Annotated in this window: 20 protein-coding genes; 12 read left to right on the forward strand and 8 right to left on the reverse strand. The window is 34.7% G+C overall.

The window, feature by feature from the left end:
• Positions 1-32 precede the first annotated feature (32 nt).
• The 4 genes from YWA_RS0112795 (at position 33) to YWA_RS0112810 (ending at position 3996) form a co-directional block, all read left to right on the forward strand.
• On the forward strand, positions 33-926 hold the full coding sequence (locus YWA_RS0112795; protein WP_022828909.1) for a DMT family transporter: 894 nt from the start codon (positions 33-35) through the stop codon (positions 924-926).
• An 11-nt stretch (positions 927-937) separates the two neighbouring features.
• The gene (locus tag YWA_RS0112800) at positions 938-1621 is read left to right on the forward strand and encodes an HAD family hydrolase (protein ID WP_022828910.1); all 684 of its coding nucleotides are present in this window, start codon (positions 938-940) and stop codon (positions 1619-1621) included.
• 63 nt (positions 1622-1684) lie between these two features.
• Entirely contained in the window at positions 1685-3082 is a 1398-nt protein-coding gene (locus YWA_RS0112805) for a hypothetical protein (protein WP_022828911.1), read from the forward strand.
• An 11-nt stretch (positions 3083-3093) separates the two neighbouring features.
• A complete protein-coding gene (locus YWA_RS0112810) occupies positions 3094-3996 on the forward strand; it encodes a histone deacetylase family protein (protein WP_022828912.1) in 903 nt (300 codons plus the stop codon).
• Between the two features lie 126 nt (positions 3997-4122).
• On the opposite strand, the gene YWA_RS0112815 is transcribed toward YWA_RS0112810, so the two are convergent.
• From YWA_RS0112815 to YWA_RS0112835, 5 genes are all read right to left on the reverse strand, one after another.
• Positions 4123-8973: a DNA repair ATPase gene (locus YWA_RS0112815; RefSeq protein ID WP_022828913.1), complete on the reverse strand. Its 4851-nt coding sequence runs from the start codon at positions 8971-8973 to the stop codon at positions 4123-4125.
• Between the two features lie 108 nt (positions 8974-9081).
• Positions 9082-11115, reverse strand: coding sequence for a flotillin family protein (locus tag YWA_RS0112820; RefSeq protein ID WP_394330493.1), 2034 nt, complete (start codon positions 11113-11115; stop codon positions 9082-9084).
• 151 nt (positions 11116-11266) lie between these two features.
• Complete coding sequence (locus YWA_RS0112825; RefSeq protein ID WP_157505355.1) at positions 11267-11932, reverse strand: OB-fold-containig protein; 666 nt, start codon at positions 11930-11932, stop codon at positions 11267-11269.
• 9 nt (positions 11933-11941) lie between these two features.
• The gene (locus YWA_RS0112830) at positions 11942-12655 is read right to left on the reverse strand and encodes a PspA/IM30 family protein (protein WP_022828916.1); all 714 of its coding nucleotides are present in this window, start codon (positions 12653-12655) and stop codon (positions 11942-11944) included.
• A 2-nt stretch (positions 12656-12657) separates the two neighbouring features.
• On the reverse strand, positions 12658-13056 hold the full coding sequence (locus tag YWA_RS0112835; RefSeq protein WP_022828917.1) for a type III secretion system chaperone family protein: 399 nt from the start codon (positions 13054-13056) through the stop codon (positions 12658-12660).
• 193 nt (positions 13057-13249) lie between these two features.
• Between YWA_RS0112835 and YWA_RS0112840 the strand changes: the two genes are divergently transcribed.
• Positions 13250-14005: a helix-turn-helix transcriptional regulator gene (locus tag YWA_RS0112840; RefSeq protein WP_022828918.1), complete on the forward strand. Its 756-nt coding sequence runs from the start codon at positions 13250-13252 to the stop codon at positions 14003-14005.
• Positions 14006-14036: 31 nt separating this feature from the next.
• On the opposite strand, the gene YWA_RS15465 is transcribed toward YWA_RS0112840, so the two are convergent.
• From YWA_RS15465 to YWA_RS0112855, 3 genes are all read right to left on the reverse strand, one after another.
• Positions 14037-14489, reverse strand: coding sequence for an HRDC domain-containing protein (locus YWA_RS15465; RefSeq protein WP_022828919.1), 453 nt, complete (start codon positions 14487-14489; stop codon positions 14037-14039).
• 4 nt (positions 14490-14493) lie between these two features.
• On the reverse strand, positions 14494-14829 hold the full coding sequence (locus YWA_RS0112850; protein ID WP_022828920.1) for a single-stranded DNA-binding protein: 336 nt from the start codon (positions 14827-14829) through the stop codon (positions 14494-14496).
• A gap of 215 nt (positions 14830-15044) precedes the next feature.
• The gene (locus YWA_RS0112855; protein ID WP_022828921.1) at positions 15045-16832 is read right to left on the reverse strand and encodes an SLC13 family permease; all 1788 of its coding nucleotides are present in this window, start codon (positions 16830-16832) and stop codon (positions 15045-15047) included.
• Positions 16833-17065: 233 nt separating this feature from the next.
• Between YWA_RS0112855 and YWA_RS0112860 the strand changes: the two genes are divergently transcribed.
• The 7 genes from YWA_RS0112860 (at position 17066) to YWA_RS0112895 (ending at position 26889) form a co-directional block, all read left to right on the forward strand.
• Positions 17066-19540, forward strand: coding sequence for a bifunctional UDP-N-acetylmuramoyl-tripeptide:D-alanyl-D-alanine ligase/alanine racemase (locus YWA_RS0112860; protein ID WP_022828922.1), 2475 nt, complete (start codon positions 17066-17068; stop codon positions 19538-19540).
• 71 nt (positions 19541-19611) lie between these two features.
• Entirely contained in the window at positions 19612-20049 is a 438-nt protein-coding gene (gene mscL, locus YWA_RS0112865) for a large-conductance mechanosensitive channel protein MscL (RefSeq protein WP_022828923.1), read from the forward strand.
• A gap of 136 nt (positions 20050-20185) precedes the next feature.
• Entirely contained in the window at positions 20186-21175 is a 990-nt protein-coding gene (locus YWA_RS0112870) for an aspartate-semialdehyde dehydrogenase (RefSeq protein ID WP_022828924.1), read from the forward strand.
• Between the two features lie 451 nt (positions 21176-21626).
• Entirely contained in the window at positions 21627-21932 is a 306-nt protein-coding gene (locus YWA_RS0112880; protein WP_169627262.1) for a hypothetical protein, read from the forward strand.
• A gap of 68 nt (positions 21933-22000) precedes the next feature.
• Positions 22001-24208, forward strand: a complete 2208-nt coding sequence (locus YWA_RS0112885) for a TonB-dependent receptor (protein WP_022828927.1) — start codon at positions 22001-22003, stop codon at positions 24206-24208.
• Positions 24209-24350: 142 nt separating this feature from the next.
• Positions 24351-24710: a DoxX family membrane protein gene (locus YWA_RS0112890; protein ID WP_022828928.1), complete on the forward strand. Its 360-nt coding sequence runs from the start codon at positions 24351-24353 to the stop codon at positions 24708-24710.
• 49 nt (positions 24711-24759) lie between these two features.
• Complete coding sequence (locus YWA_RS0112895; RefSeq protein WP_022828929.1) at positions 24760-26889, forward strand: prolyl oligopeptidase family serine peptidase; 2130 nt, start codon at positions 24760-24762, stop codon at positions 26887-26889.
• Positions 26890-26925 lie beyond the last annotated feature (36 nt).

Genomic DNA, 26925 nt, shown 5'->3' on the forward strand with positions numbered 1-26925 from the left:
AACTTTCGCAGGTTTGATATATTAAAAGCAGCATGCAAAACGCAAGACCAAGGTTAGCCTTAGCGATTGGAATATTATGTATTTCTATTTTTCCAATTTTAGTAAAATTGGAATTGACGCCTGGACTTATCTCTGCTTTTTATCGAATGGCTTTTGCATTTGCAATTTTAGTTCCATTTGCGATTTTCTCTAGAAAATTTAAAATTCCTCCGACAAAATATCTACTATTGGCTTTGTTGTGCGGCGTTTTGTTTGGTTCAGATGTAGCAGTTTGGAACATCGCCATTCAAGAATCAAGTGCGACACAAGCCACACTATTAACCAACTTATCGCCGGTTTGGGTTGGCATTGGCTCTTTTCTTTTTTTAAATCCAAAACCTAAAACCAATTTCTGGATTGGAACATTAGTAGCTGTTTTTGGAATGGTTACATTTGTGGGATTTCACTTTATTGCTGCGTTAGACTTTGACCGCGCTTTTGTTTTCGCCATTTTATCCGGCGTTCTCTATGCGGGATATATGTTGACAAGCAAGAATATTTTAGAAAAAGTAGACGTTTTTTCATTCATGTTGCTGAGCTTATTTGCGTCTTCTGTTTATCTCGGAATTATTTGCTTTTGGGCAGGCGAACCGTTCACAGGATTCAGTTCAGAAGGTTGGGGAGTTTTGGTTATTCAAGCAGTAGTTTGTCAATTAGCCGCTTGGTTCCTGATAAGTTTTGCAACTAAACACATGAGAGCGACACGCGTTTCCTTAAGTTTATTAGGTCAAGCAGTTTTAACTTCTATTATTGCGTTTATATTCTTAGACGAATTGATGACGTTGCAAATGGTAATTGGAGGAATTATATTACTATTCGGAATTCGAATCACATTTATTGACAAGAGCTTATTGCTCAATAAAATTTTTAAATCACAACATAATTAGTACCATACAAAATGACTAAGAAAATAATTGCATTTGATGCAGACGACACACTTTGGCACAATGAACCTTATTTTGACGAAGCACAAGAACGTTTTTGTGCGCTATTTCAAGATTTCGCTTCAAGCCAAGAAATTTTAGGAATGATTTTAAATCATCAAGTGAAAAACTTACCACTTTATGGTTTTGGAATCAAAGCTTTCACGCTGTCAATGATTGAAACAGCTTTGAAGATTACGCAAAATAATATTACCGGAACTGGTATCGAAAAAATCATCGCTATCGGAAAAGACTTATTAGAAAAACCTGTCGAATTGTTGCCAAACGTAGAGGAAGTTTTGCAAGAATTACACGGAAAATATAAATTAGTAGTTGCCACGAAAGGTGATTTAAAAGACCAACACAGAAAGTTGCACGATTCAAAAATAGGTGGATATTTCCATCATATTGAAGTGCTGAGCGACAAGACGGAGTTGGATTATACAAAAATGCTAAACCGTTTGGAATGTGAGCCTGAAAATCTTGTAATGATTGGAAACTCATTAAAATCAGATGTTTTGCCTATTTTAAATCTTGGTGGTGTTGGAATTCACATCCCCTATCACACGACTTGGGAATACGAAAAAATCGATTTTGAAATTGAACACGAAAACTTTATAGCTTTGACCAATATCAAGGAAGTAATTGGAATTTTGTAACCCATTATTTTGTTGCATTTTAGGTATCATTTTTGAGCGATTCAGTATTATAAAAATTTAGCTATGAAAAAATTTCTATTTTTAATGCTTATTATTTCTGTTGTCGGAAACACATTCGCACAGACAATATTGAATCGCTTTCCCATTGAACTTAAAAAATCAAGTAGTTATTATCAGATTTTGAATGGCGAAAATCAGCAGAATGACTATTTTGCTTTTATCGCTGAAAAGCAAAAAATCACGGTTATAAAATACAATTCAGCGTTATTTTTTAGCGATAGTCTTTCTGTTCCAAGAACGGACAAAGACTTGGATTTCATGGCAGGAGTGACTTTTTCTGCAGATGGAAGTCCAAATTTATATTTATCCTCAAAAGATTACAAAACAATTAAATCAATTCATTTTGATTTTAGAAGTCACACTGTTTCTGATTTGAATTATAAAAACGAATTCAAGAACGAACGAGTAGTCGATTTGTTTTCTGCCAATAATTCACTGCAAATTATTTCGGCGTCTGATGATAATCAGCTGAAATTTACAGTTTTTTCAACAGAAGGAAAGAAAGAACAATTAGTATCGTTTACGCCAAATTCTATTTCTGATGAAAAATCCCGAGAAACTTCGTTTACTTCTCTCATCTTCGAAAATGGAATAGTTGCAGTTGACTCAAAATTGTTTACTCCACTGTATGTTGGCGTTTCAAAAGTAAAGCGTTATTTGAGCGAAAAGAAAGTGGCTCTATCTTTCGACGATAAACTGCAAACTACGGTTTTTGAAATTAATTTAGATGATTTTTCTGTGGTGAAAAATCAATTTCCGTACGAGAAATTTGAAAGTGATTCTAAATCCAATTCGTTTTTAAATCAAGGTGTTTTGTACCAATTAACGGCAAATTCAAAAGCACTTTCGTTAGCAGGATTTGATTTCGAAACTAAAGAGAAAATTGCTTCCTATCAAGCTGATTCAAAAAACGAGATTTATTTTAAAAATAGTCCGCTTTTGATTCAGTCTGACAATGGTAAATCGCGCGAACTGAAAAAGACTTCAAAGCTATTATCAAAAATTGACTTTGGAAATGTAGGTTTAAGCGTTTATTCAACTCCAAATTACAACTTATTCACTATTGGTGGCATTCGCGAAGTTGCTTCTGGAGGTCAAGTTGCTTTAGGAATTGGCGTCGTACTTGGCGGAATAATTGGTGGCGTAGTAGTTGATCCGAATATAATAATCGACAATAGAAATGCGCAATCCATCTTTTTTGAAAGTTATTTTGACAGCAATTTCAAGCATTCTAAAGCTCCATTTCGACCTTTGTATATTGATGCTTTGAGTGAATTTCTTAACAAAACGCAGCCTGCTGTTCAGAACATTTATCCTTTTAAAAACTATGTGATATTAAATTACTACGATAGCAATAAAACGGAATTTGTGATGCGGAAATTTGAAGATATTACTGAATAAATCTTGACTTGATGTTGCCAATCGCTTTCCACCCTATTTACAAACATCCACTTCCTGAAGGTCATCGTTTTCCAATGTTGAAATACGAGTTGTTACCTCAACAATTATTACACGAGGGAATTGTCACTGAAAAGGATTTTTTCGCACCTGACATTATCGATTTACAGTACGTTTTAGCGGTTCACGACAAAGCATACGTTGAAGATTTGCTCAATTTAACTTTAGACCCAAAAGCAGCACGTAAAATCGGTTTTCCTCTTTCGGCAGAATTAGTGGAACGCGAACTTCGCATCGCAAATGGAACTATTTTAGGTTGTGAAAAAGCATTTGAAACAGGAGTTGCTTTCAACATTGCTGGCGGAACGCATCATGCTTTTTCGAATCGTGGCGAAGCTTTTTGTATGCTAAACGACCAAGCGATTGCTGCGAAATATTTATTAAATAAAAAGTTAGCTTCTAAAATTCTCATTATTGATTTAGATGTGCATCAAGGAAATGGAACTGCAGAAATATTTCAAAATAATTCAAATGTTTTTACTTTTTCAGTCCACGGAAAAACTAATTATCCTTTTAAGAAAGAAATTTCCGATTTAGATATTGCACTTCCGGACGGAACTGCTGATGACGCATATTTGAAAATAATTAGTGCATTTGTTCCCAAATTAATAGAACAAGAAAAACCTGATTTTATCTTCTATTTGAGTGGTGTCGACATTTTAGAAACAGACAAATTAGGGAAATTAAGTTGTTCCGTGGATGGTTGTAAAAAACGAGATGAAATTGTTTTCTCGAATTGCAAGAAATTTGAAATTCCGTTTCAAGTAAGTATGGGCGGTGGGTATTCGCCAGAAATTAAAACAATTATTGACGCGCATGCAAATACGTATCGTGCGGCTTCTGAGTTGTATTTTTGATTTATGATTTAAGTTGTGTTCTGTTATCAAAACAGTAGATATTGGCATTTCAGAAAAAAGCTATTACGAGTCCCGACGTCTCGGGATTGATACGAATAGCTCGAATAGCTCCAAAAAAATTTAAGATTATTTTCCTAAACCTTGTCTCAAAATTTCCTTTATTCCTTCAATATGATCAGTGAATTCAGTGATCTGAGATAAAACTTGCGCCATATTATTCGCATCACCAAAAGCTTTGAGTTTATTGTTTTTGACGAAAGTAACCTTGATGCTTTCCCATCTGTCACGTTCCTCTTTCGTCAGTATTTTAGTCATTTCTTTATATTTCAAAAGATTGGCTTCGGCAGAACTTGTCAATGTTTGCGTTTCGTTTTGATAATGCGAAAGGAGAATAGTTTCAATCTCCGCATCGTTCATCACGGGAACAATTTTAGAAACCAACTTATTCATGTCACGATACGAACCTTGCAATCGAAACGGTGGCTCGACACGATAGGAATCCTCCATTGCAGCCGAGGAAATATAAGCACTGTTTGCTTTTAAAACTACATCGCGAACCTTAATTACTTTATCTAAAATCGCTAAATAAGCTTCAATATCTTGCTTGGAATGATTGCCTTTTAGTTCAAAACCTTCCTTCTTTCCTGACTTCGCCATTTCAATCAGCGGATATAAATCATCCGGCATTTTTGAAGCCAATTGCGTCAAAAGCGGATTTGAAGTCATTGAATTTTCAATCAAACTCAATTCAAAAAGTTCAGACGTATTTCCAATTACATCACCTAAATTATAGATATCAGCTCTGTTTGCTAACATATCTGGTATCTGGAATTTCTCCCCAGTTTCGGTATATGGATTTCCTGCCATAACCACACAAAATTTCTTTGATTTCATGTCGTACGTCTTTGGATTTCCGTTGTAAACGCCTTCTATCTTTCGCGTTCCATCAGCAAGAGAAATAAATTTCTGTAGAAATTCAGGATTACAATGTTGAATATCATCAATATAAAGCATTACATTATTTCCCATTTCCAAAGCTAGATTTAGCTTTTTCAACTCTTCTCTTGCAGCAGAATTTGTTGCTGATTCTGGGTCAACGGAAGTAATATCGTTACCAATTGCCGGTCCATTTATTTTCATAAAAACCAATCCCAATCGGTTGGCTAAATATTCCATCAACGTTGTTTTTCCGTAACCTGGAGGCGAGACCAAGAGTAACATTCCTGAACGGTCGGTTCGTCTGTCTTCTCCAGCACTTCCTAATTGCTTTGCCAAATTCTCTCCAAATAAAGGCAAATAAACTTGGTCAATCAATTTATTTCGAACGAAAGAAGTCAACACTTTTGGTTCAAATTCGTGTAGTCTCAAACTATCTTTTAATTGAATTGTCAATTGATGTCTTTCCGTTCTGAAATGCTCGAAAGCAGGAACGTCAATATTGAAGTAATTTTCTAAAGTTTCAACAAAATGGTGGTAATTAAATTGCATAACACCATCAGAAATTGTTGGATGCGATCCCGATAATCCCGTAATAATTGCATCTGCTTGAATGCTGATAATATTTTCTTTACTTTCATGTGGAAATAGCAACATCGCAACGACTTCAAACGCGTATTCAAAATCATTTGTATTTTTTGAATCCGACAAATAAGAAGAAACCCACTGCATTGCCAGCTGTAATTTGGCTTCAAACCCAGCTGCCTTTTCTATTCCTTGTTTGAATTTCAGATAAGTTTCTTTCGACTCAAGTGCTTTTTGAAATTCTTCAGCAAGTTGTTTTGCTTTTAAACTTGTGACAAAAGTATCGTCTTGTACTAATTCTTGGAACAAATATTTAGTTATTTTATGAGCGTCAAATTTCCACTTCTTAGTAAATTCTGACTTTTCTAAAAATGAAATAGCTTCTTTTTCAAGTTCTACTAAAATGTAATCGAACTCAGTGCTGTTTGGAAAAATATCTAAAACTTCGCCAGCTGATTTTATCTTTTGATTTAAGTGCTCGCGCTTTCCTTCTTCTAAATGATGCCAGAAAAATTGTGCGAACGCTCTACTTTTCGAATCAAAACGCAACATATCAAGTGCATTGTGTTTTTCTAATAACGTTTTTAAAATTAATAAAGCATCCGCATCATGAACTCCTTTAATATATCCTTCCGAATAATTCTTAGAAGTTTCGTCCGCAACTAAAGCTTGTAAATCCTCATAAGTCATTGCAGATAATTCCTCCGTAGAATGCGTTTTGAAGATTTTATATGATAAAAATGAACCACGATAAATAGCATCAGTTTCGGATACTAAATCTTGGTCCCAATATTTCTTGCCCGAATCTAAAACTTCGTTCTTCAACGGTTGATAGAAATCGGTTCCTGTTAAGTGGTAATTTAATTTTCCTTCTTTGAAAACGATTGTTAAGTCAAGTGCTTGGCGGTTTACGGCAAATTTATGTTTACCTAAACGAATTATGTTTTCGCCGTCTTCATACAATTCGTGTTTGTCTTTCAACTTTCGCAAAGCATCCTCTTTTGCCGATTTCAATTCGGTTTCGATCGATTCTGCTTTCCCAACATCTTCTAAATCTACAAGCTGTTTGACTAAATCGCGTAGTTTTGAAATCATTAAATCGGAAGCAAAATACCCGTTGATTTCTTCCATCGAATTAAAAGTCATCGCTTTATTTGCCACACTTTTCAAAATTCGTTTAGAAGCAGTTTCAACCGCAATCGCTTTCTTATTCCTGCTTTCAATCAAGCTGTTTTTCTTGGCTTCGAAAGCCGTATAAATCTCTTCTCGTTTTTCAATAATCAAAACGGTGAAATCCTCGTAATCGGCAAAACGCGCTTCTAGATCTTCGAGTTGCACTGACATTTTATTCAGCGATTCTGCAATTTTATCTGGCGTATTTGCACGGTCAATTGCATTGACAATACTTTGGTCAATCAACTTCATTTGCGCAGCAAAATCGGCTTTCGCCTCTTTTCCACCCAACGTATTCATCTTGTTTTTAATTTCTGCTTTCACTTTATTTAGTGTCGCAAAAATCAAAGAAATGTTGTTTATAATTTGTGTCGCATGCGAAGTATCTTCAATATTAAGATTTGAAACTATGTCAATCAACATTTCTAAATCAGTAGTAATCTGATTCACTTCCGCTTCTAACTTTTTACCTTCTGCAACTTTTGAAATGGCTTCAATTTCGCCTTGTTTTTCTTGAACTCGAACATGGTAAGGCTCGAGCGCTTTTTCGTCTAAAAGAAACGTTACGCAATACTGCGAAATACGTTCCGTTTGCTCAACGATTTCCTTTTCTAAATTTTCAATAAAAGTTTCATCGACATATCGAATTTCTTTCAAACTAATTACTTCTCCACGAAGCGTTCGCAGATTAGCAAGATTGCTTACAAAAACATCAATATTATCTAGCGGCGATGATTTAATTGTGCTGAAAAGTTTATAAGCTTTTTCCTGAGTTTGCGCAATAATTTCTTTCGCATGCAAACGCAATTGAACTACTTTTTCAAATTCATCAATCGCAGCATTGGCCGTATTTTTAATTTCTAAAAGCGGAATTTTCAACTCAAAGGTTTCCGTTCCGCCAATCCAATAATAACCGTCTAAAATATTTTGTGAAAGCTTTGACAAGTCGGCATATAAACCATCATAATCATCACTCTTGTTAAGAAGTGTAATTATTGAATTAGAATCAGCCATTGCTTTTACAATGTCTTTATTCCCAATTTTGTAAATAAAACTATCTTTAAATTCCGTTGGAATAATATCACCTTTAACAAATGGTGTTTGCCAAATCTGGATTACGTGATTTTTTGTTTGCTCGTTTTCCGATTTAAAATAGCACAATTCCCCATTTTTCAATATGGTAAAACCGTTGCAAATAATTGGTGTTTTGACTTCATGCGAAATCAAATTGTAAGAAATCAGAACGTACTGTCCATATTTACTTTCATAAAAAACATAGATAAAATCTTCTCCGTTTGGAGATGCAATGCGTTCTTGAAACAGTAGATTTTCTAAACTATTTTCGAAGATTTTATATTCTCCAGTTTGCAAATAGTAGCCATTAGAAAACATCAATCCATGATTATCCGGCAACAAAATCGCAGCATTTTTCACACTGTCAATTTTCTGAACTTCTTGTAATTTATGGTTGTAAATAAAATACCGCGCTTCTTCTTGAAATGGTTTTATTTGCAAAGCAATCAAGTTTCCAAGATCGGCGAATTTGTAAGTTCCATCATCTAAAGTTTGATCTGGAAACTCCACTTCTTCTTCGTAAATTCCTTTTCCAGAAGCAGTATTGTCTTCAATTTTGATGGTTAATGTACCACCCACGGTTTCTACGAAAACTTTATCTTGAATTGAAATATGTGGATGCTTTCCGTATTTCTGCATTTCTCTAGTGGTTTCTTGCCACAGGAAATCATGTTGTTTTGGAAATTTATATTCGTGGTCGCTTCTGTTGTCAATATATTCCAATTGACCTTCACGAATCAACCATTTAAAAGTTTTAATATCTGTTAGTCGGTCGCTTAACTGGAAAACCATGTGCAGGTAATTCCCAGAAATAAAGAATTTCTTGAACTCGGTGTCGCGGTAATATTTGTACAGATTTAAAAAGTCGAATAGAAAGGTTTCGTCGTTTATTAAATCTAAACTTTGAATTTGAAATTCACCATTTTCATACTTATAAATACTGAAAACGTCTTCGATTTTGATATCAGTTCGCAATCCGAAATAAACGTTATAACCTAAAATACATAAATCACCTATACTAACAATGTCGTTAGAAATACAATTGTTATCCGTAATGATGCGATTGTTTGCAATCAGTTTGGTTTCGATACTCCCGAAAACTGCTTTTCGCGCCTCATTAAGTAAATTTAATCGTTCAATTAAATCCTTTTTTTGAGCTTCTAAACGGCTTTGTATAATTTCGTAAGTTCCGCCTTCAAGTGCATTCATACTGTAAAGTGTAGGTGGTTATTTAAAAAAAGTCTGAATTTTCAAAATCAGACTTAAAAATTTCCTGCAAGAATTTATTCGACTCTTGCAGGATAAATTGAGAAGTGGTTATCCTAATTTTTTATTGGTTAAACCAAGATTCTTAGCCATCGACATTAAATTTGAAAACAATCCTTGCTCTTCATCGTCGCTACTTCTTCTTTGCAGTTCAAGTAGCAATCCTGAAACGGTTAGATTTTTTATGTCTTCAGAAGAGATTCCGTATTTATCAGCAAATCCTTTGATTTTTTCTAGCAAATTTCCGCCGTCTAAATTTCCGTCGCCAAGAATTGCTTCTTTAATTTCAGTGATATTTTCAGAACTATTTACCAATCTGTCGAATCCTTTGGCTCTTGTAATTTGACCCACGATTTGTTCAAAGAACATTGTTTCGCCACCGACGATATCAATTTTCGCAGCTTTCAATGCTTCGCCAATAACGCTTGCTTGTGCGTCTGCGATATCTTTTTGGATATTGATGTGTGCCAAATCAACTTGCAGTTCTTTATTCAAACGCAATTTGAACTCTTCGTGTTCTTTTCCTACACCGTCTAATTTCTTCATTGCATTTGCTTTTTCTTCGATTCCTTTTGCTTCTGCTAACGCTTTCTCCCGAATCACTTCAGCTTCTGCAAAGCCTAAATCTCTTGAAGATGTTGCTTTCGCTGTCATTCCTGATGCTTCAGCAATAGCCATTTTTTCAACAATCACAGCGTCTACAATTCCTTGACGCTCGTTTGCATCCGCTTTCGCATGCATTACTTGTGCTTCAGAAAGTCCAACAGTTGCATCTTCTTTTGCTTTGGCTTCTGCCAAAATTTTCCGCGCTTGTGCTTCTTTTTCGCTTGCCACTAAATGTGCTTCTGCATCAATATTGATTTCCTCTGCTTTTTGTTTTGCAGCATCTTTTTCAGATTCGGCCGCTCTTATTTTCTTAATATAAAGTTCCTCACTATCTCTTTCAGCCAAAGTAATCGCCACTTTTTTAGCTCTATCGGCTGTTTTGAAAGCTTCAATATCCTTCATGTTTTCCTGTTCTTGCACTACGCCTTTTTCAAGTACTACTCGATCACGGATGACATCTTGAATGTTTTTACGTTCAATTTCAACTGCTTTTTCTTTTTCAATTTGTGCCAAAGTCACTACTCTTTCGCGTTCTGTTTGCTCCAAAGCTCGGTCTTTTTCCACACGTTCTGTTTCCACAGCTTCCGTACGTTCTTTATTTTTTAACGCAACAATTACCAATCGGTCTTTGTTTTCTTCCGCAACAGCCACTTTTTCAGTTGTATTGATTCGAGCAGTTTCAGATTTCAAACGCTCTTCTTCAGAAACCTTCATGATTTCTGCTTCTTCACGCGACTTGATATTAGCGATTTCTCTTTTTTGTTGTTCTTCTTTTTCCGACAATTGACGGTCTAAAGCTAAAATTGCTTCTCTCGCTTCCACATCTTGCTTGCGAATCGTTTTTTCTTCGTCTCTGCGAATCAAATTCGATTTGATATTTTGAGCAGCAGTTAACTCTATAATTTTCTTGATCCCTTCAGAATCCAAGATATTATCTGCTTTTAAAAAGCTTAAAGGTGTTTGCTCTAAATCATCAATCGCACAATCGTCTAGAATATATCCGTTTAAATCAGTTCCAATAATTGAAATAATTTCAGCACGAAATTCACTTCGTGCTTCGTATAATTCGATGAAATCAAATTTCTTTCCAACGGTTTTCAACGCTTCAGAAAATTTAGCATCAAATAACGTTCGAAGTACTTCCATATCGGAAGCTCTTTCGCAACCAATAGTTTGTGCTACATTTATAATATCAGCGGTAGATTTATTGATTTTTATGAAAAAAGTAACTTTGATATCTGCTCGAATATTGTCTTTACAAATCAATCCATTTGCACCAGTTCGTTCTACATCTAATTTTTTTACGGAAATATCCATAATTTCCATTTTGTGCAAAACCGGTACTACAAGTCCTGCATTGTAAAAAACTTTTGTCCCTCCGGCACCGGTTCTTACAATTACTTTTCCTTGAATAATTTTTTTGTACATTGAAATTATCCAGACTAAAAGGCCGATAATGACAATAATGATCGCAATCATTGTAATAAGTAAAGAATCTCCTAACATGTTTTTGGTTTTTTAATTAAGTTGGAATAGGTTATAGAATATATGCTAAAATCAGTGCTAATAAAGGCATCAGCAAATCCATTATTTGAATTATTATTGCAATCATTATAAAATAATTTTAGAATTAGTAATCAAATTTTTCGACGAGATAGTATCTTTTGTCTTCACTTTCGGCTACAATTACTGCCTCTTGTCCAGCAATTAATTTTTCTTCTGTGTTGCTTCGTGCTGATAATCGAATTGGGTCTCCATTTACTGAAAGTTGAATTTGCCCTGTTCTTACATCATCTAATGAAGAGAAAATAACACATCTTCTTCCTAGAAAATCAATTTCTGGTTCACCTTTGTGGTTGACTTGTTTGTACAAATACGCAAGCGGTCTGCTGAATATTTTCACAATAAAAAGACTTAAGATTAAATTTGGAATCATTAATAAAACGCCAACCCAAGTACTTTCTATTCCCAGATAATACGTCACATTAATTCCTAAAAACCACATCGTAAAGAAAATGATAGTCAGAATAAACATCAGCGGCAGTTCATCAAAATTGAAGAATTCAAGAATTTTCATGAAACCATTTCCTTCTGCATGTACGTCCGTTCGGTCTGGCAAATCATGCGAATGACTGTCCAAATCCGTATCGATATCGGCTGAATCAAAGTCGATGCTGAATAAATCTGGGTCAAGTCCTGCAACGATTACCATAATCCAATACAACAACATGACGATTGACATAATGCTGAAAAAAGCATTAACAGGCGAAAACGATATTTCTATCAGCTCTTTCATTGTTGGTTTTTATTCGTTTGAGTTGTTGATTCCCATTTGCTCTTTCAATTTCTCTAATTCGCTAAGCGCTTTTGTTTGCTTAACGTTGATTGCTTTATCAATTTCATCATCAACCGATTTTGAGCTATTTGCAATTTCACCATAGGCTTCCGCCAAAGCTTCTTCTTGAGCCACTTTTTCTTTCATTCTTTCCAAAAGTGCAACTGTTCCATTACTGTCTAATTGCGCCATTTGTTTGTTGAGCGTTTTTGTCGCATCGGCAACTTTGACTCTTGAACGCAAGATTTTCAATTCATTTTCCCACTTTGAAATGTTCTGTTTAATAGTTTGCACATTGCTTTCCATCTGAGAAACATTGTGGTCAAACTTTTCTTTATCAGCAATCGCTCGAGTTTGTCCTGCGAAAGCTTCCTCTTTTTTGATTAAAGATTCAGTTGCTAAACGGTCAGCTTCTGAGGAATCTAAACCGCCTGATTGGGCTTTTTTCAAAATCAGCATTGCTTTTTCGTTATAGTCTTCTGCTTTATTAGCGTATTGTTCCACTTCGTTTTTTGAACGAATACTCATCGCTTTTACTTGTGCCAAAGCTTCGAGGCTTTTGTCCAAATCCTCTTTCATGTCTCGAATTCCCTGTTCGGTCATTTTGATTGGATCTTCCATTCCATCAATTGCAGAATGTACTTCCGCTTCACCTATCTTAAATAATCTCTTTAAAAATTTCATAATTATCTGTTTTTTGAAAAATTAATAATTTGCTCAGAATATTCACTAAGTAAAACACTCAACGAATTTAAAGTAGCACCAAATTCATTTTGACTCAAGCTTTCTACTTGCAAAGAATCTCGAAAAATCACTTTCCGACCTGTATCATCCAAAACAAATGCGCCGTGAATAATATCTCTGTTTTTCTGCAAAAGTGATTTATAGACTTGAAGTCCTTCTTCCTTAATTTCAAAAATGTACTGCTCAAAAATTACAATGGGTGGAGCAACACATATTATTAGGTGAAAAATTCCTTCCGACTCATTACTCACAATGAAGATTCCTTCTTTTTGGCTTTCATGTTTAATTTCCAATTGCAAATTTTGCAAGAAACCTCTAATAGTGCTGTAATAGTCTTTCATCTGATGTAGAATTATGAATTGCTAAAAATCGTCTTTTTTAAAAATACTAACAAGCTTTATTAAATTTATTTTCAATGCATTGTAAAAATAAATAAACCTATAAACTCAAATCGTTAGCATTAATTTGCTACTTTTACTAAATATATTAGTCAAATATACAATAATATTTTATAAATGCAAATAAAATTAGCAAATGCAACTGATTTTTGGAAAAAATATTAAAAAGATAAGAAGCGTTCATAGTCTGAGTCAGCAAGATTTTGCCGATATCTTTGATTTAAAACGTGGAACTCTAGGCGCTTACGAAGAAGGAAGAAGTAATCCTAAACTAGAAACAGTAATTAAAATTGCTAACCATTTTAGCATCGGCATTGAAGAGCTTCTAATTGGCGAATTGACTGTAAATAAACTTTTAAAGTTTAATGAACGACTAACTGTCGAAAATGACCCGTTTAAAACGATAGATTTTGAGGGAATTCCTTGCGTTTTGGCTGCAGCCAAATTGGATTTCATAAAGAGGTATTCAGTTGATCTTGATTTAAGTTCGTATCCACTGATCAAACTTCCGTTTATAAATGTGGAAAATCGTATTGCATTTTTGGTTGATGATTTAGCTATGACAGGTGGTGCTGTTGAATTATTTCCAAAAGATATTGTTATTGGAAAAAAAGTTGACATCAGTAAAATCGAAAATGGTAGTTTAGTTATTCTATTGACGAAAGATGAACTTTTACTGCGAAATTTTCAAAAAGAAGATGAAACTTGTACTTTAAAAGCAGACCATTATGGAGTTGCTGATATGTCACTTTCCACAAAAGATATTGTCAAAGTTTGGGAAGCTGAACATCTATTTCATTACACAATTCATTCTAAGGAAATTCCACTTGAAAACCGATTAACTTCAATCGAGCAGACTATAGCTTCTCTGAAAAACAAAAAAACCACCTAATTAAAAGGTGGTTTTAATACTGAACAAAAATCTATTTGGCATTTATAATGGAAAGTATTTCATCTCCATATTTCTCTACTTTCAATTCACCAAACCCTTTGATAAGCCTTAGATCTGTTGTTGTTTTTGCTTCGTTAATAATCGCATTCAGTAATTCTGAATTGTGGCAAATCGTATAACTTGGAATTTTAGAGTTTTGGGCTTTCGAAGCTCTCCATGCTTTTAAATGTGCATAAACTGCTTTTTGATTGGCATTCAAATCCACTTCGACAGTTTCATTTTTCTCCACAGCACTTTTATCTACAGTATTGTGTTTTGCTTTGTGATTATAATGAATCAAAACCGACCAATAACTGGCTTTCGATTCTACAAAATGAGTATCAGATTTTACAAAACCCACATTTTCAAGAAAATCATTTAAATGACTTTCGTCTTCGGTTAGCTGATTCACAGCCAACCGAATGATAAAATGACGCACTTTCATGATGCTACTTAGTGCCTAATAATTGGACATCGTTTGCAACTACTTCGGTCATGAAGCGTTTGGTTCCGTCTTTGTCGTCATAACTTCTGTGGGTTAATTTCCCGTCAATAGCTATTTCCCGTCCTTTAGTGACAAACTGCTCAATGATTTCTGCAATTTTTCCCCAGGCAACTACTCGATGCCATTCGGTTTGTTCCACACGTTCTCCTTTTTCATTTTTATAGGATTCACTTGTAGCAATGCTTACGGTTGCTAATTTTTTCCCTCCTTCGAAAGATTTCACTTCTGGGTCATTCCCTACTCTTCCGATCAACTGCACTCTGTTTCTTAATGTACTCATGGCTTATAAATTTAAATGTTTAAAAAAAATATTTTGTTGTTTCAAATCAACGGTACAAAGTTGCAACACGGCTCAAAAGTTATTCGGTTGTAAAACGTTTACTAGCGGTTGTAAATGCTTGTAAACGTTTGTAAGTGGAATTATTATATGTAAAATACTGTATGTCAACAAATAAGTCGACAGTTGATTTTTTTAAATTTTAGAAAGGGAATTGGTTACGAATACAACAGCGGTAATAAAACACTCGCCAAAATCAATAAAATTAATGACAATATTCCACCAATAATGAAGAAGTGTTTGAATTTATAAATTCCCATTCCGTAAATAATGGCATTTGTTTGATAACCCATTGGAGTGTAAAAACTAAAATTTGCACCAAACATTACCGCATATAAAAGTGGTTTAGGATTCAAATTCATTTTTACAGCAACAGCAATCACAATTGGAGCAATCACAATTGCAGTCGCGTTGTTACTAATAAAACCGCTCATCAGCATCGTGAATGCAAATACTATGGAAATCACAACGGGCGTTGGAACCGATTTTAAAACATCAAATAAGTAACCGGCAATATAATCGTCAGTTCCTGTATTTTTCATCGCAATTCCAAGCGGAATCATTCCCGCTAAAAGAAAAATTACTTGCCAATTGATTCCTGCATAAGCGTCTTTCAACTGAATACATCCCGTAAACAAACACAATCCAACACCAATTAAAGCACTTTTTAGAATTGAAAACGTATTCGAAGCAGATAAGACAATAACCAACAAAATAGCTCCAAATGAAATCAATTTCTTCCACAAAGGAATATTTGGCATCGTAATTACCGTGTTTGAAAACAGTAATTCGTTGTTTTTTGCCAGCTTCTGTATTTCCGTTAAATTTCCTGTCAGTAAAACCCGATTTCCCGGCGTCAGAAACTTTTTGCTGAAAAATTGCGAAAAGAAACTAGGCAATCTATTGAAACTCTTTTCGCTATTTATGCCTTTTACAAAAACATTTTCCGGCAATTGTTCGTCAAATTCACGAATAGACATATTGATAAAACGGGAATTAGGCAGGACAATTACTTCGTGAAATTCGTTTGAATACACGTCCTCCATCGCATTTTGATCCACTCCTAAAATATTGACTCCGAGACTTTCAGTTTTTGCAGTCAAATCTTCAATGGTCAAATCAAGCCATAAAATATCATTTTCTTGCAACACTTCTGTTTTCAAAGCAGACTTCAAATATTTTCGTCCTCTTTGAATTTTAATCAATTCAATATCGTTTTCACCCCAAATTTCAGTTTCATTAACTGCTTTTCCTATTAAAACAGAACCTTCATTTACCCGAACCGAAGTAATGTAACCGTATTTATGAGCCATTTCTTCTCCATCTTCCACTGCTTTTTTAGGTAAAATCTTTTTACTTAGAACATAAATAATGGGAATGGAAATCAATAAAAAAATAATTCCAGCTCCTGAGAATTCAAAAAATGAAAATTTTCCTACACCACTTTTCTCCGAAATTCCCGAAACAATTAAATTTGTACTTGTTCCCATTAATGTGCAACTTCCGCCTAAAATTCCCGCAAAAGAAACCGGTAATAAAACTTTAGATTTATCAATTTTCCCTAATTTATCTAACTCATTAAACAGTTTTATGAATATAATTACAACAGCGGTTGTTGCAATAAAAGAGGAAAAAAGTCCGACAAATAACATTAACAAAGGAAGAAAAACCCAAAATGGCCAACCTGCCATCGGAACAATTTTAGTCGCCATCCAAGATACGACACCGTTTTTCTCCAAACCGATTGCAATAATCATCAAACATAAAATCGTCAAAACGGAATTGTCAGAAAACCCAGAAACGGCTTGTTCAGGAGTTACAATCCCGAAAATGAGTAGACTGATAAGAATAAAAAAGGAAGTTTTATCCACCGTAAACTTCTCGCTTACAAATAAGCCAAAAGCAACAATTAAAATTCCGACTACAATTCCAATTTCTAGTGTCATTTTTGGCTTTTTAGGAACGCTAAAATTAGATAAAAGCTTTGGCAATGCCTTATATTATTTTAAAATTAAATTGTAGATAAAAATACAGTTCAAAAACCGTTTTTATTTTTTTGGAATGAAAATTAAAGCTTCTAAATTCTATTCAAAGAAATGCTACATTACTTATATTTGCAACAACAGCAGTCTGATCACTTTTTATCACAAGATTGTATCATTCATAAATAACAATAAATTTGGCACTTTCTCTCCAAGATATAATTCCACACTTAAACGCTGAAATTCACGGTAACATTTCAAGTAAAGAAATTGACTTAGTTTCTATTGACAGTCGTTCGATGCAAAATAATGAACACACCTTGTTTTTTGCACTAAGTGGTCCAAATTATGACGCTCATTCCTATATTTATGAACTAATTGAACGAGGTGTACGGAATTTTGTAGTGCACTATATTCCTGCTAATGTAGAGTTGAAAGCTAATTTTTTTGTCGTTTCAGATACAAAATTAGCTTTACAGAAATTCGCTGAATATTATAGAAATTTATTTAGTTTTCCCGTCATTGGAATTACAGGAAGTAACGGGAAAACGATCGTCAAAGAATGGCTGAATTTTCTTTTAAGTCCCGACTTTAACATTATCCGAAGTCCTAAAAGTTACAATTCGCAAATTGGCGTTCCGCTTTCCGTGATCGCTACGAATGAAATGCATAATTTAGGTATTTTCGAAGCCGGAATCTCAACCGTTGGAGAGATGAATGCGTTACAGAAAATCATCAAACCTACAATTGGCTTACTGACAAATATCGGTTCAGCTCACGACGAAGGCTTTGATAATATTGGTGAAAAAATAAAAGAAAAACTCCAACTTTTTAAAGATGTGGATGTTTTAATTTACCACAAAAACAGAACTATTGAGCAATTTTTGCCAAGTATTGGGATTCAAATTACTTCGTTAGGAACTAAAAGACGCACCTTCAACTGGAGTTTTAAAGACAAAGAGGCCGACGTTTTCATTTCTAAAAACAGTGTTTTAGACAAAACGCTTTTAAAAATTGATTACAAAAAGCAATCTTTTGAAGTCAAAGTTCCTTTTTTAGATGATGCTTCTGTAGAAAATGCCATTCAATGTTTGATGGTTTTACTTCATTTTGGTTACAACTTTGAAACGATAGAAAACCGAATGAATTTGCTTTATCCCGTTGAAATGCGTTTGAAAGTCAAAAACGGAATCAACAATACCACGATTATTGACGACAGTTACAGTTCTGATTTTCAATCCTTAAAAATAGCGTTGGACTTTTTAGAAAGTCAAAACCAACACAAGAAAAAAACACTCATTCTGTCTGATATTTTTCAAAGTGGTTTGAGCAACGAGGAATTGTATGCGAGAGTTTCCCAACTTGTCATTTCCAATAAAATCAATCGCGTGATTGGTATTGGTGAAACCATTTCGCAGTATAAAAGTAAATTTGTCAATTGCACGACCTTCAACAGTACCGCTGATTTTATTAGTGCTTTTGAAGATTTGACTTTTGAAAATGAAACTTTACTCGTGAAAGGTGCTCGTTCCTTTGAATTCGAAAAAATCGTGGTTTTACTAGAGGAGAAAACCCATGAAACCGTATTAGAAATCAACCTCAACGCGATCAGTCACAACTTAAGTTTTTACAAATCTAAACTGAAACCATCTACAAAATTAATGGTAATGGTCAAAGCGTTTGGTTATGGAAGTGGTGGTTTTGAAATCGCCAAATTACTTGAACATTTGCAAGTCGATTATTTAGGAGTTGCTTTCGCCGATGAAGGAATTTCCTTGAAAATTAGCGGAATTAAAACGCCAATTATGGTTTTAAATCCTGAAAACACGAGTTTTCGCGCCATTATTCAATTTCAGTTGGAACCTGAAATTTATTGCATGAAGGGATTGAATGCTTTTTTGAAAATCACCGAAGAAAAGAAATTAAAAAACTATCCGGTTCATATCAAAATTGACACAGGAATGCACCGATTGGGTTTTGAAGAAGAAGATTTGCCACTTCTTATTGAAACCTTAAAAAACACACCTTCCATTGAGGTGAAAAGTGTTTTGTCCCATTTGGCCACAAGTGATGATTTAGAAAATCACGATTTTGCAACGCAACAAATTGCACTATTCGAAAGACTATCGCGTCAAATCATGGATGAATTACAGATAAATCCAATTCGGCATATTTTAAATACGTCTGGGATTTCTAATTTTGGCGAAAGCCAATACGACATGGTTCGATTGGGAATTGGTCTTTATGGAATTTCGAACGACGAAAAAGAGCAGAAATATTTGGAAAATGTGGGGACTTTAAAATCGGTTATTTCACAAATTAGAACAATTGAGAAAAATGAAAGTGTCGGTTATGGTCGGAAATTTGTAGCGATTCAATCTATGAAAATTGCCACTATTCCGATAGGTTATGCAGATGGGATTTCACGACTTTGGGGAAATGAAATTGGGTATGTGATGATCAATAATCAAAAAGCGCCCATTTTGGGAAGCATTTGCATGGACATGTTGATGGTAGATTGCAGTGGAATTAATTGTACAGAAGGCGATAAAGTAATCGTTTTTGGAGAAAATCCATCTGTTAAAGAAATTGCCAAAAAAACACATACTATTCCGTATGAAATCCTTACAAGTATTTCGCAACGCGTCAAACGAATTTTTTATAGAGAATAATTAATTTAACAAATATTTATGTAAATTAGCATTTCATCTAAGTACAAAATTAACCAAAAAACAAAAAAATTATGGGATTCATCAGTGATTTTAAAGCCTTCTTAATGAAAGGCGAAATTGTAACTCTAGCGACTGCGGTAATTATCGGTGGAGCTTTTGGGAAAATTGTAACTTCGTTTACGAACGACGTTTTGATGCCGCCCATTGGTGTGCTTTTAGGAGGTGTAGACTTCAGCGATTTGAAAATTGTAATGCAAGAAGGAATTCCGGCGGTAATGAATGGTGAAACTGAAGTAGCTCCAGCAGTTGCTGAAGTGGCTATTTTATACGGTTCATTTATTCAAACTATCCTTGATTTTGTAATCATTGGATTCTGTATTTTCATGGTATTGAAAGCCTATGAAAGAACGAAAAAGAAAGAAGCAGAAGCTCCTGCAGCTCCAGTTGGACCAACTACTCAAGAGCAATTGCTAATGGAAATTCGCGACGAATTGAAAAGAAGACCATAAGTCACTCCGCTGCATTATATATTCTAACTAAACCGTTCTTGAAAAAGGACGGTTTTTCTTTTTTAAAATCTTTTGATTCTACTTTCACATCTGAATATTAATTACTTTTGCACTACATTTTAATAAACGCTATAATATGAAAATTGCAGTTGTTGGAGCAACCGGAATGGTTGGCGAAGTTATGCTTGAAGTCTTGGCAAAGAGAAATTTTCCGATTACGGAATTAATTCCTGTCGCTTCAGAAAAATCAGTTGGTAAAGAAATTGACTATAAAGGAACAAAATATAAAGTGGTGAGTTTACAAACTGCCGTAGATTTGAAACCACAAATTGCTTTATTTTCAGCAGGTGGTGAAACTTCATTAGAATGGGCTCCGAAATTTGCAGCCGCAGGAACAACCGTTATCGACAATTCTTCCGCTTGGCGAATGGATCCAAATACAAAATTAATCGTTCCTGAAATCAATGCCAATCAATTAACTAAACAGGACAAAATCATTGCGAACCCAAACTGTTCAACGATTCAAATGGTGTTAACTTTAGCTCCATTGCACAAAAAATACAAAATAAAACGTGTGGTGGTTTCCACGTATCAATCCATTACTGGAACTGGTGTAAAAGCAGTTCAGCAATTGGAAAATGAATATGCAGGAGTTAGTGGAGAAATGGCGTACAAATACCCAATTCACCGAAATGCAATTCCGCAATGCGACGTTTTTGAAGAAAATGATTACACGAAAGAAGAAATGAAATTGGTCAACGAACCAAAGAAAATCTTAAGCGACGATTCGATTAGAATTACAGCAACAGCCGTTCGTGTTCCAATCGTAGGTGGACATTCTGAAGCGGTAAATATTGAGTTTGAAAATGATTTTGATGTGAATGACATTCGTCGAATTTTACACGAAACTCCTGGAATTGTTGTGCAAGATAATACCGATACTTACACTTATCCGATGCCAAAATTCGCACAAGGAAAAGATGAAGTTTTTGTGGGAAGAATTCGACGCGACGAAAGCCAACCAAACACAGTAAACATGTGGATTGTAGCCGATAATTTAAGAAAAGGTGCTGCGACAAATACCGTTCAAATTGCAGAATATTTGGTAGAACATAATTTAGTTTAAAGGGTTTTTACACAGATTACACGAATTTTCACAGATTATAAATATCAGATTTATTTACTATTGAAATATAGCCCGCGGTTTCAACCGTGGGTTTTTTGTTGCTATTAAATCAACCATGGTTAAAACCATGGCCCATGTTGAGCAATTTTAATAAATAGATCCAAATATTGATTCGTACTAATTTGTGCAATTCGTGTAAAATTTCTAAATAAATCTATTTTAATCCTAAATTTCTTTTTGTCACAATGGTTAAAACCATGGCCCATGTTGAGCAATTTTATAGAATATAATTAAAAATTTAATTCGTGATAATTTGTGCAATCTGTGTGAAAATTCTAATTCCCATTTAGAACAACAATCTAATAAATTGTTAAACTCAACCCGATTTTTACTTTAAATACTACCTTTGCGGTTGATGAAGAAAAAATTTGCCATAGTAAACTTGTCGCTGATGATTTCAGTATTGTTCGCAATACTGTTTCAATCCTTGCACTCGTATGAGCATTTTTTAGGCGACGAAATTACAATTGTTCAGAAGGATTCTCAACAGCACGATTTACATCAAAACGACCACAACCACGAAAAATGCTTCGTTTGTGAATTCACTTTTAGTTCGTTTTTAAATAGTGAAAAACCAACTTTTACTTTCAATTTTGAAGTTGTAAAAGTTCCTTATCAATTCCCAACTCCCGAAAGCGCTCCCTATTTTTCAGGAAGTTCTTTTTCGCTTCGGGGTCCGCCAACTTGTATTGCATAAACCAGAAATTATTTAAATGTCTTTGAATTTTCAAAGGCAACTTTCTATTTATCAATACATCATCATCCATGAAAAAATATATTCTTATCCTAATTCTAGGGTTCTCGGCTATGGTTCAAGCCCAAAATAAAATCTCAGGAATCGTTACAGGCGCTCAAAATTCACCGCTACAAAACGTTTCCGTTTACGCTCCTGAAATTCACAAAAGCACCATTACGGACGCGAAAGGTTATTATGAAATCAACGCGATTCCTAATGGAAATTTAAAAATCAGTTTTTCATTTTTAGGTTTTATTGCGCAAAATAAATCGGTGGTGATCAACCAAGAATTAACCGACTTAAACATCGTTTTACAAGAAACCCATTTTGAAATGGACGAAGTAATTGTTTCTACGGGTTTCAGCAAATTGCAATCGCAAAACGTAATGAAAGTCGAACGTGAAACCGTTGCCTCTTTAAAACAAAAAGGAACCACAACACTTGTAGAAGGATTGGCGACGATTCCAGGTGTTTCGCAAGTTTCTACAGGAACTTCCATTGGCAAACCGGTTATTCGTGGTTTGACAGGAAATCGCGTTTTGGTTTATTCGCAAGGCGTAAGAATCGAAAACCAACAATTTGGTGACGAACATGGTTTGGGTTTAAACAGTTCCGGTGTGGAAAGTGTGGAAGTCATCAAAGGTCCTGCTTCACTCCTTTATGGTTCAGATGCAATGGGGGGCGTTTTATATTTTAATCCGGAAAAATTTGCCAATTCTAACACATTTAAAGGCGATTTTAGTCAGCGGTTATTTTCAAATACATTAGGAAGTAGTTCGTCGTTAGGATTGAAAACTTCAACAGAAAACTGGAAATTCTTAGTTCGCGGAACTTACGACACACATTCGGATTACAAAACTGGAGAAAATGAACGCGTAACCAACACCCGTTTCAACGAAAAAGATTTTAAAACCGCCGTAGGTTACAGCAATTCAGAATTTTCGAGTGTGCTTCGCTACAATTATAACGAACTTGATTTGGGAATTCCAGAAGAGGGCGTTGCTGAACAATCAGAAAGCAAAACTACTTTATTTCCAAGACAAGGTGTCTCTAATCATTTGTTGAGTTTAAATAATAATTTCTTCTTTAAAAATTCGAAATTAGAAGCGAATTTGGGTTATATCGCGAACGACAGAAGCGAATTTGAAGATTCAAACGACGCCGCTTTGCGAATGAAACTGAAAACATTCAACTATGATGTGAAATACCATTTGCCGGTTTATGGAAATTTAGAAACCATTATTGGAATGCAAGGAATGCACCAAACCAATGCGAATTTAGGTGAAGAATATTTGATTCCGGATGCGACTACAAATGATATTGGTTTTTTTGGAACTACAAATTATCAGTGGAAATCGAATGTCATTCAAGCGGGATTGCGTTATGATAATCGGAAAATAAATTCAGATGCTCAAGGGACTTTAGGCGAAGAAGGTTCGTTTGTGGCTCTAGACAAATCGTTCGACAGTTTTAATGCTTCGTTGGGTTATAAAACCGATTTGGCACAGAATCTAACAACCAGAATTAATTTAGCTTCCGGATTTAGAGCACCAAATTTAGCAGAATTGACTTCAAACGGCGTTCACGAAGGAACCAATCGGTATGAAATAGGAAATGCAGATTTAAGTACGGAACAAAACATTCAAGCTGATGTAAATTTGGAATACAGCAACAGCCATTTTGAATTTTTCGTGAATGGATTTTACAATCACATCAACAATTACATTTATACTTCACCAACAGGAGAAGTCCGCGATAGCAACGACGTTTTTGAATACATTCAAGACAATGCTAAATTGTACGGTGGTGAAATTGGCTTGCATTTTCATCCACATCCCTTGGATTGGTTGCATTTGGAATCCTCTTTTGAAACCGTTACTGGTAAGAAAGAAAACGGCGATTACTTGCCTTTAATTCCTGCAAAAAGTTGGAACAACACGATTCGAACGGAATTTAAAATTAAAAATTGGTTGAAAGATGGATTTGCTACTTTCAATGTTTCTAAAACCTTTGACCAAGAAAATGTAAGTGGATTTGAAACAAATTCAGACGGATACACGTTAGTAAATTTAGCTTTTGGAGGAACAATTCCATTTGGTAAAAATGCACTTGATGTAAATTTGAACGCGAATAACTTGTTTAACGAAACCTATATTTCCCATTTATCCCGATTAAAAACAGACGGAATTAGTAACATCGGACGAAATATCAGTTTAGGAATTGAATTTAAATTTTAAAAAAATAGTAGTAAAAAGGTCTGTTGCCACAAGAAAAGCAACAGATCTTTTTGTTTTGAATTACATAAATAGCAAATTTTAATACAAAGTATTAAAAATATTGTTAATTTTATGCTATTACTAATTCTTTAAACTATTTACTATGAACTCTAAATTTACTCTGATTACCCGAATTCTTCTCGGAATAATTTTGTTACTATCTGGACTCAACAAAATTTTAAAGATTATTCCAACACCTGCCGATAATCTCATTGAATCCTTTGGTGAGGTTGATTATATTTTTCCAATCGTTGCAGCATTAGAAATTAGTATTGCCATTCTTTTACTTTCAAAGAAATGGGTAGCATTTGCATTAATAGTATTAGTTCCGCTTTCATTGAACATTTTACTTTTTCATATTTACCTTAATTTTGAAGGAATTATTCCTGCCATTTTAGTCGCAGCCTTAAACGGCATTTTATTATACAAGCACCGACGACAATATGCACCACTTTTTGAGTGAAAAGATCTTTTGATTCGATATATTTGTAGGAATCAAAAAACTTTTTTCAATGAAAAAAACATTCATCACCATGGTTGTTTTAACCACAATTCTTTCGTGCAAAACCGAAGAGAAGAAGACCGCTATTACGGTAAACTATCCTAAAACTAAAATGGTAGATTCGGTAACCACTTATTTTGGCACCGAAATCAAAGATCCTTATCGATGGCTCGAAGACGACAAATCTGCTGAAACGGCCGCTTGGGTAAAAGCAGAAAATGAAGTTACATTCGATTATTTAGAAAAAATTCCATTTCGCAAAGCGTTGAAAGAGCGAATGGAAAAATTGTGGAATTACGAAAAAATTTCTGCTCCATTCAAAGAAGGTGATTTTACGTATTACTACAAAAATGATGGTTTGCAGAATCAATCTGTGATGTACCGAAAAGACAAAGACGGTAAAGAAGAAGTGTTTTTAGATCCCAACGGATTTTCATCAGATGCAACAACTTCATTAGCGAATGTTTCGTTCTCAAAGGACGGTTCGTTAGTTGCTTATTCTACATCAGCTGCAGGAAGCGACTGGAATACCATTACGATTTTAAATGCAGTTACCAAGGAGAAATTAGAAACAGAAATTTTAGATGTAAAGTTCAGCGGCATTTCTTGGTATAAAAATGAAGGTTTTTATTATTCAAGTTACGACAAGCCAAAAGGAAGTCAACTTTCTGCAAAAACGGACCAACATAAATTGTATTTCCACAAGTTAGGAACGGCTCAAAAAGACGATAAAGTTATTTTTGGATTGAACGAAAAACGCAGGTATGTAGGTGGTGGTGTTACAGATGATAATAAATATTTAGTGATTTCGGCTTCCACTTCTACTTCAGGAAATGAATTATACATTAAAGATTTAGAACAACCAAACAGCAAAATTGTAACGGTTGTAAATAATTTTGACAGCGACAACTCCATTATTGATAACGTAGGCTCAAAATTGTTCATCTCCACAAATAGGGGAGCTCCAAATCAGAAAGTAGTGACGGTTGACGCTTCAAATCCAACTCCAGCCAACTGGAAACCTTTTATTAATGAGACTAAAGATGTACTTTCTACCTCAACAGGTGGTGGTTCTATTTTTGCAAATTACATGAAAGATGCCGTTTCTTTTGTACAACAATACGATTATGATGGAAAGTTAATTCGTGAAATCAAGTTGCCAGGTGTAGGAACTGCAGGAGGTTTTAGTGGAAAGAAAGACGAAACTACATTGTATTATTCGTTTACCAATTACATCACGCCAGGAACGATTTATTCTTATGACTCAAAAACGGGAGTTTCAAAAGAATACCAGAAACCAAAAGTTGATTTTGCTTCTACAGAGTACGAAAGCAAACAAGTTTTTTACCCTTCAAAAGATGGAACGAAAATTCCGATGATCATTACCTATAAAAAAGGAACGGAATTGAACGGTAAAAACCCAACTGTTTTATATGGTTACGGTGGATTCAACATTAGTTTAACGCCGTCATTTAGCATTGCAAATGCAGTGTGGTTAGAACAAGGTGGTATTTATGCTGTTGCTAATTTAAGAGGTGGTGGCGAATATGGAAAAGAATGGCATGATGCGGGAACACAGTTGAAAAAGCAAAATGTTTTTGATGATTTTATTGCTGCTGCAGAATATTTAATTGCACAAAAATATACTTCGTCTGACTTCTTAGCGATTCGTGGTGGTTCAAACGGCGGACTTTTAGTAGGAGCTGTAATGACCCAACGACCAGAATTGATGAAAGTGGCGCTTCCGGCTGTTGGCGTTTTAGACATGCTGCGTTACCATACCTTTACAGCTGGGGCAGGTTGGGCTTACGATTACGGAACTGCGGAAGACAATAAGGAAATGTTTGATTATTTATTAAAATATTCGCCAGTTCACAACGTAAAAGCGGGTGTTAGTTATCCTGCAACTTTAGTGACTACAGGAGATCACGATGATCGAGTGGTTCCAGCACATAGTTTTAAATTTGCTGCTGAATTACAGGCGAAACAAACAGGAACTAATCCAGTTTTAATCCGAATTGAAACCAATGCAGGTCACGGAGCTGGAAAACCAGTTTCTAAAACCATTGAAGAAGCCGCTGACATTCAAGCGTTCAGTTTATACAATATGGGTTATACTGAGTTGCCAAATAAGAAATAGCTTTAACCACGAATTGCACTAATTTTCAGAAATGAA

Source organism: Flavobacterium antarcticum DSM 19726 (genome assembly GCF_000419685.1).
Taxonomy (GTDB): Bacteria; Bacteroidota; Bacteroidia; order Flavobacteriales; family Flavobacteriaceae; genus Flavobacterium; species Flavobacterium antarcticum.

Excerpts from the sequence above, each read along its gene's own strand:
- YWA_RS0112795 (WP_022828909.1), top strand. The coding sequence starts at position 33 with ATGCAAAACGCAAGACCAAGGTTAGCCTTAGCGATTGGAATATTATGT.
- YWA_RS0112800 (WP_022828910.1), top strand. The coding sequence starts at position 938 with ATGACTAAGAAAATAATTGCATTTGATGCAGACGACACACTTTGGCAC.
- YWA_RS0112805 (WP_022828911.1), top strand. The coding sequence starts at position 1,685 with ATGAAAAAATTTCTATTTTTAATGCTTATTATTTCTGTTGTCGGAAAC.
- YWA_RS0112810 (WP_022828912.1), top strand. The coding sequence starts at position 3,094 with ATGTTGCCAATCGCTTTCCACCCTATTTACAAACATCCACTTCCTGAA.
- YWA_RS0112815 (WP_022828913.1), bottom strand. The coding sequence starts at position 8,973 with ATGAATGCACTTGAAGGCGGAACTTACGAAATTATACAAAGCCGTTTA.
- YWA_RS0112820 (WP_394330493.1), bottom strand. The coding sequence starts at position 11,115 with ATGATTGCGATCATTATTGTCATTATCGGCCTTTTAGTCTGGATAATT.
- YWA_RS0112825 (WP_157505355.1), bottom strand. The coding sequence starts at position 11,932 with ATGAAAGAGCTGATAGAAATATCGTTTTCGCCTGTTAATGCTTTTTTC.
- YWA_RS0112830 (WP_022828916.1), bottom strand. The coding sequence starts at position 12,655 with ATGAAATTTTTAAAGAGATTATTTAAGATAGGTGAAGCGGAAGTACAT.
- YWA_RS0112835 (WP_022828917.1), bottom strand. The coding sequence starts at position 13,056 with ATGAAAGACTATTACAGCACTATTAGAGGTTTCTTGCAAAATTTGCAA.
- YWA_RS0112840 (WP_022828918.1), top strand. The coding sequence starts at position 13,250 with ATGCAACTGATTTTTGGAAAAAATATTAAAAAGATAAGAAGCGTTCAT.
- YWA_RS15465 (WP_022828919.1), bottom strand. The coding sequence starts at position 14,489 with ATGAAAGTGCGTCATTTTATCATTCGGTTGGCTGTGAATCAGCTAACC.
- YWA_RS0112850 (WP_022828920.1), bottom strand. The coding sequence starts at position 14,829 with ATGAGTACATTAAGAAACAGAGTGCAGTTGATCGGAAGAGTAGGGAAT.
- YWA_RS0112855 (WP_022828921.1), bottom strand. The coding sequence starts at position 16,832 with ATGACACTAGAAATTGGAATTGTAGTCGGAATTTTAATTGTTGCTTTT.
- mscL (WP_022828923.1), top strand. The coding sequence starts at position 19,612 with ATGGGATTCATCAGTGATTTTAAAGCCTTCTTAATGAAAGGCGAAATT.
- YWA_RS0112870 (WP_022828924.1), top strand. The coding sequence starts at position 20,186 with ATGAAAATTGCAGTTGTTGGAGCAACCGGAATGGTTGGCGAAGTTATG.
- YWA_RS0112880 (WP_169627262.1), top strand. The coding sequence starts at position 21,627 with ATGATTTCAGTATTGTTCGCAATACTGTTTCAATCCTTGCACTCGTAT.
- YWA_RS0112885 (WP_022828927.1), top strand. The coding sequence starts at position 22,001 with ATGAAAAAATATATTCTTATCCTAATTCTAGGGTTCTCGGCTATGGTT.
- YWA_RS0112890 (WP_022828928.1), top strand. The coding sequence starts at position 24,351 with ATGAACTCTAAATTTACTCTGATTACCCGAATTCTTCTCGGAATAATT.
- YWA_RS0112895 (WP_022828929.1), top strand. The coding sequence starts at position 24,760 with ATGAAAAAAACATTCATCACCATGGTTGTTTTAACCACAATTCTTTCG.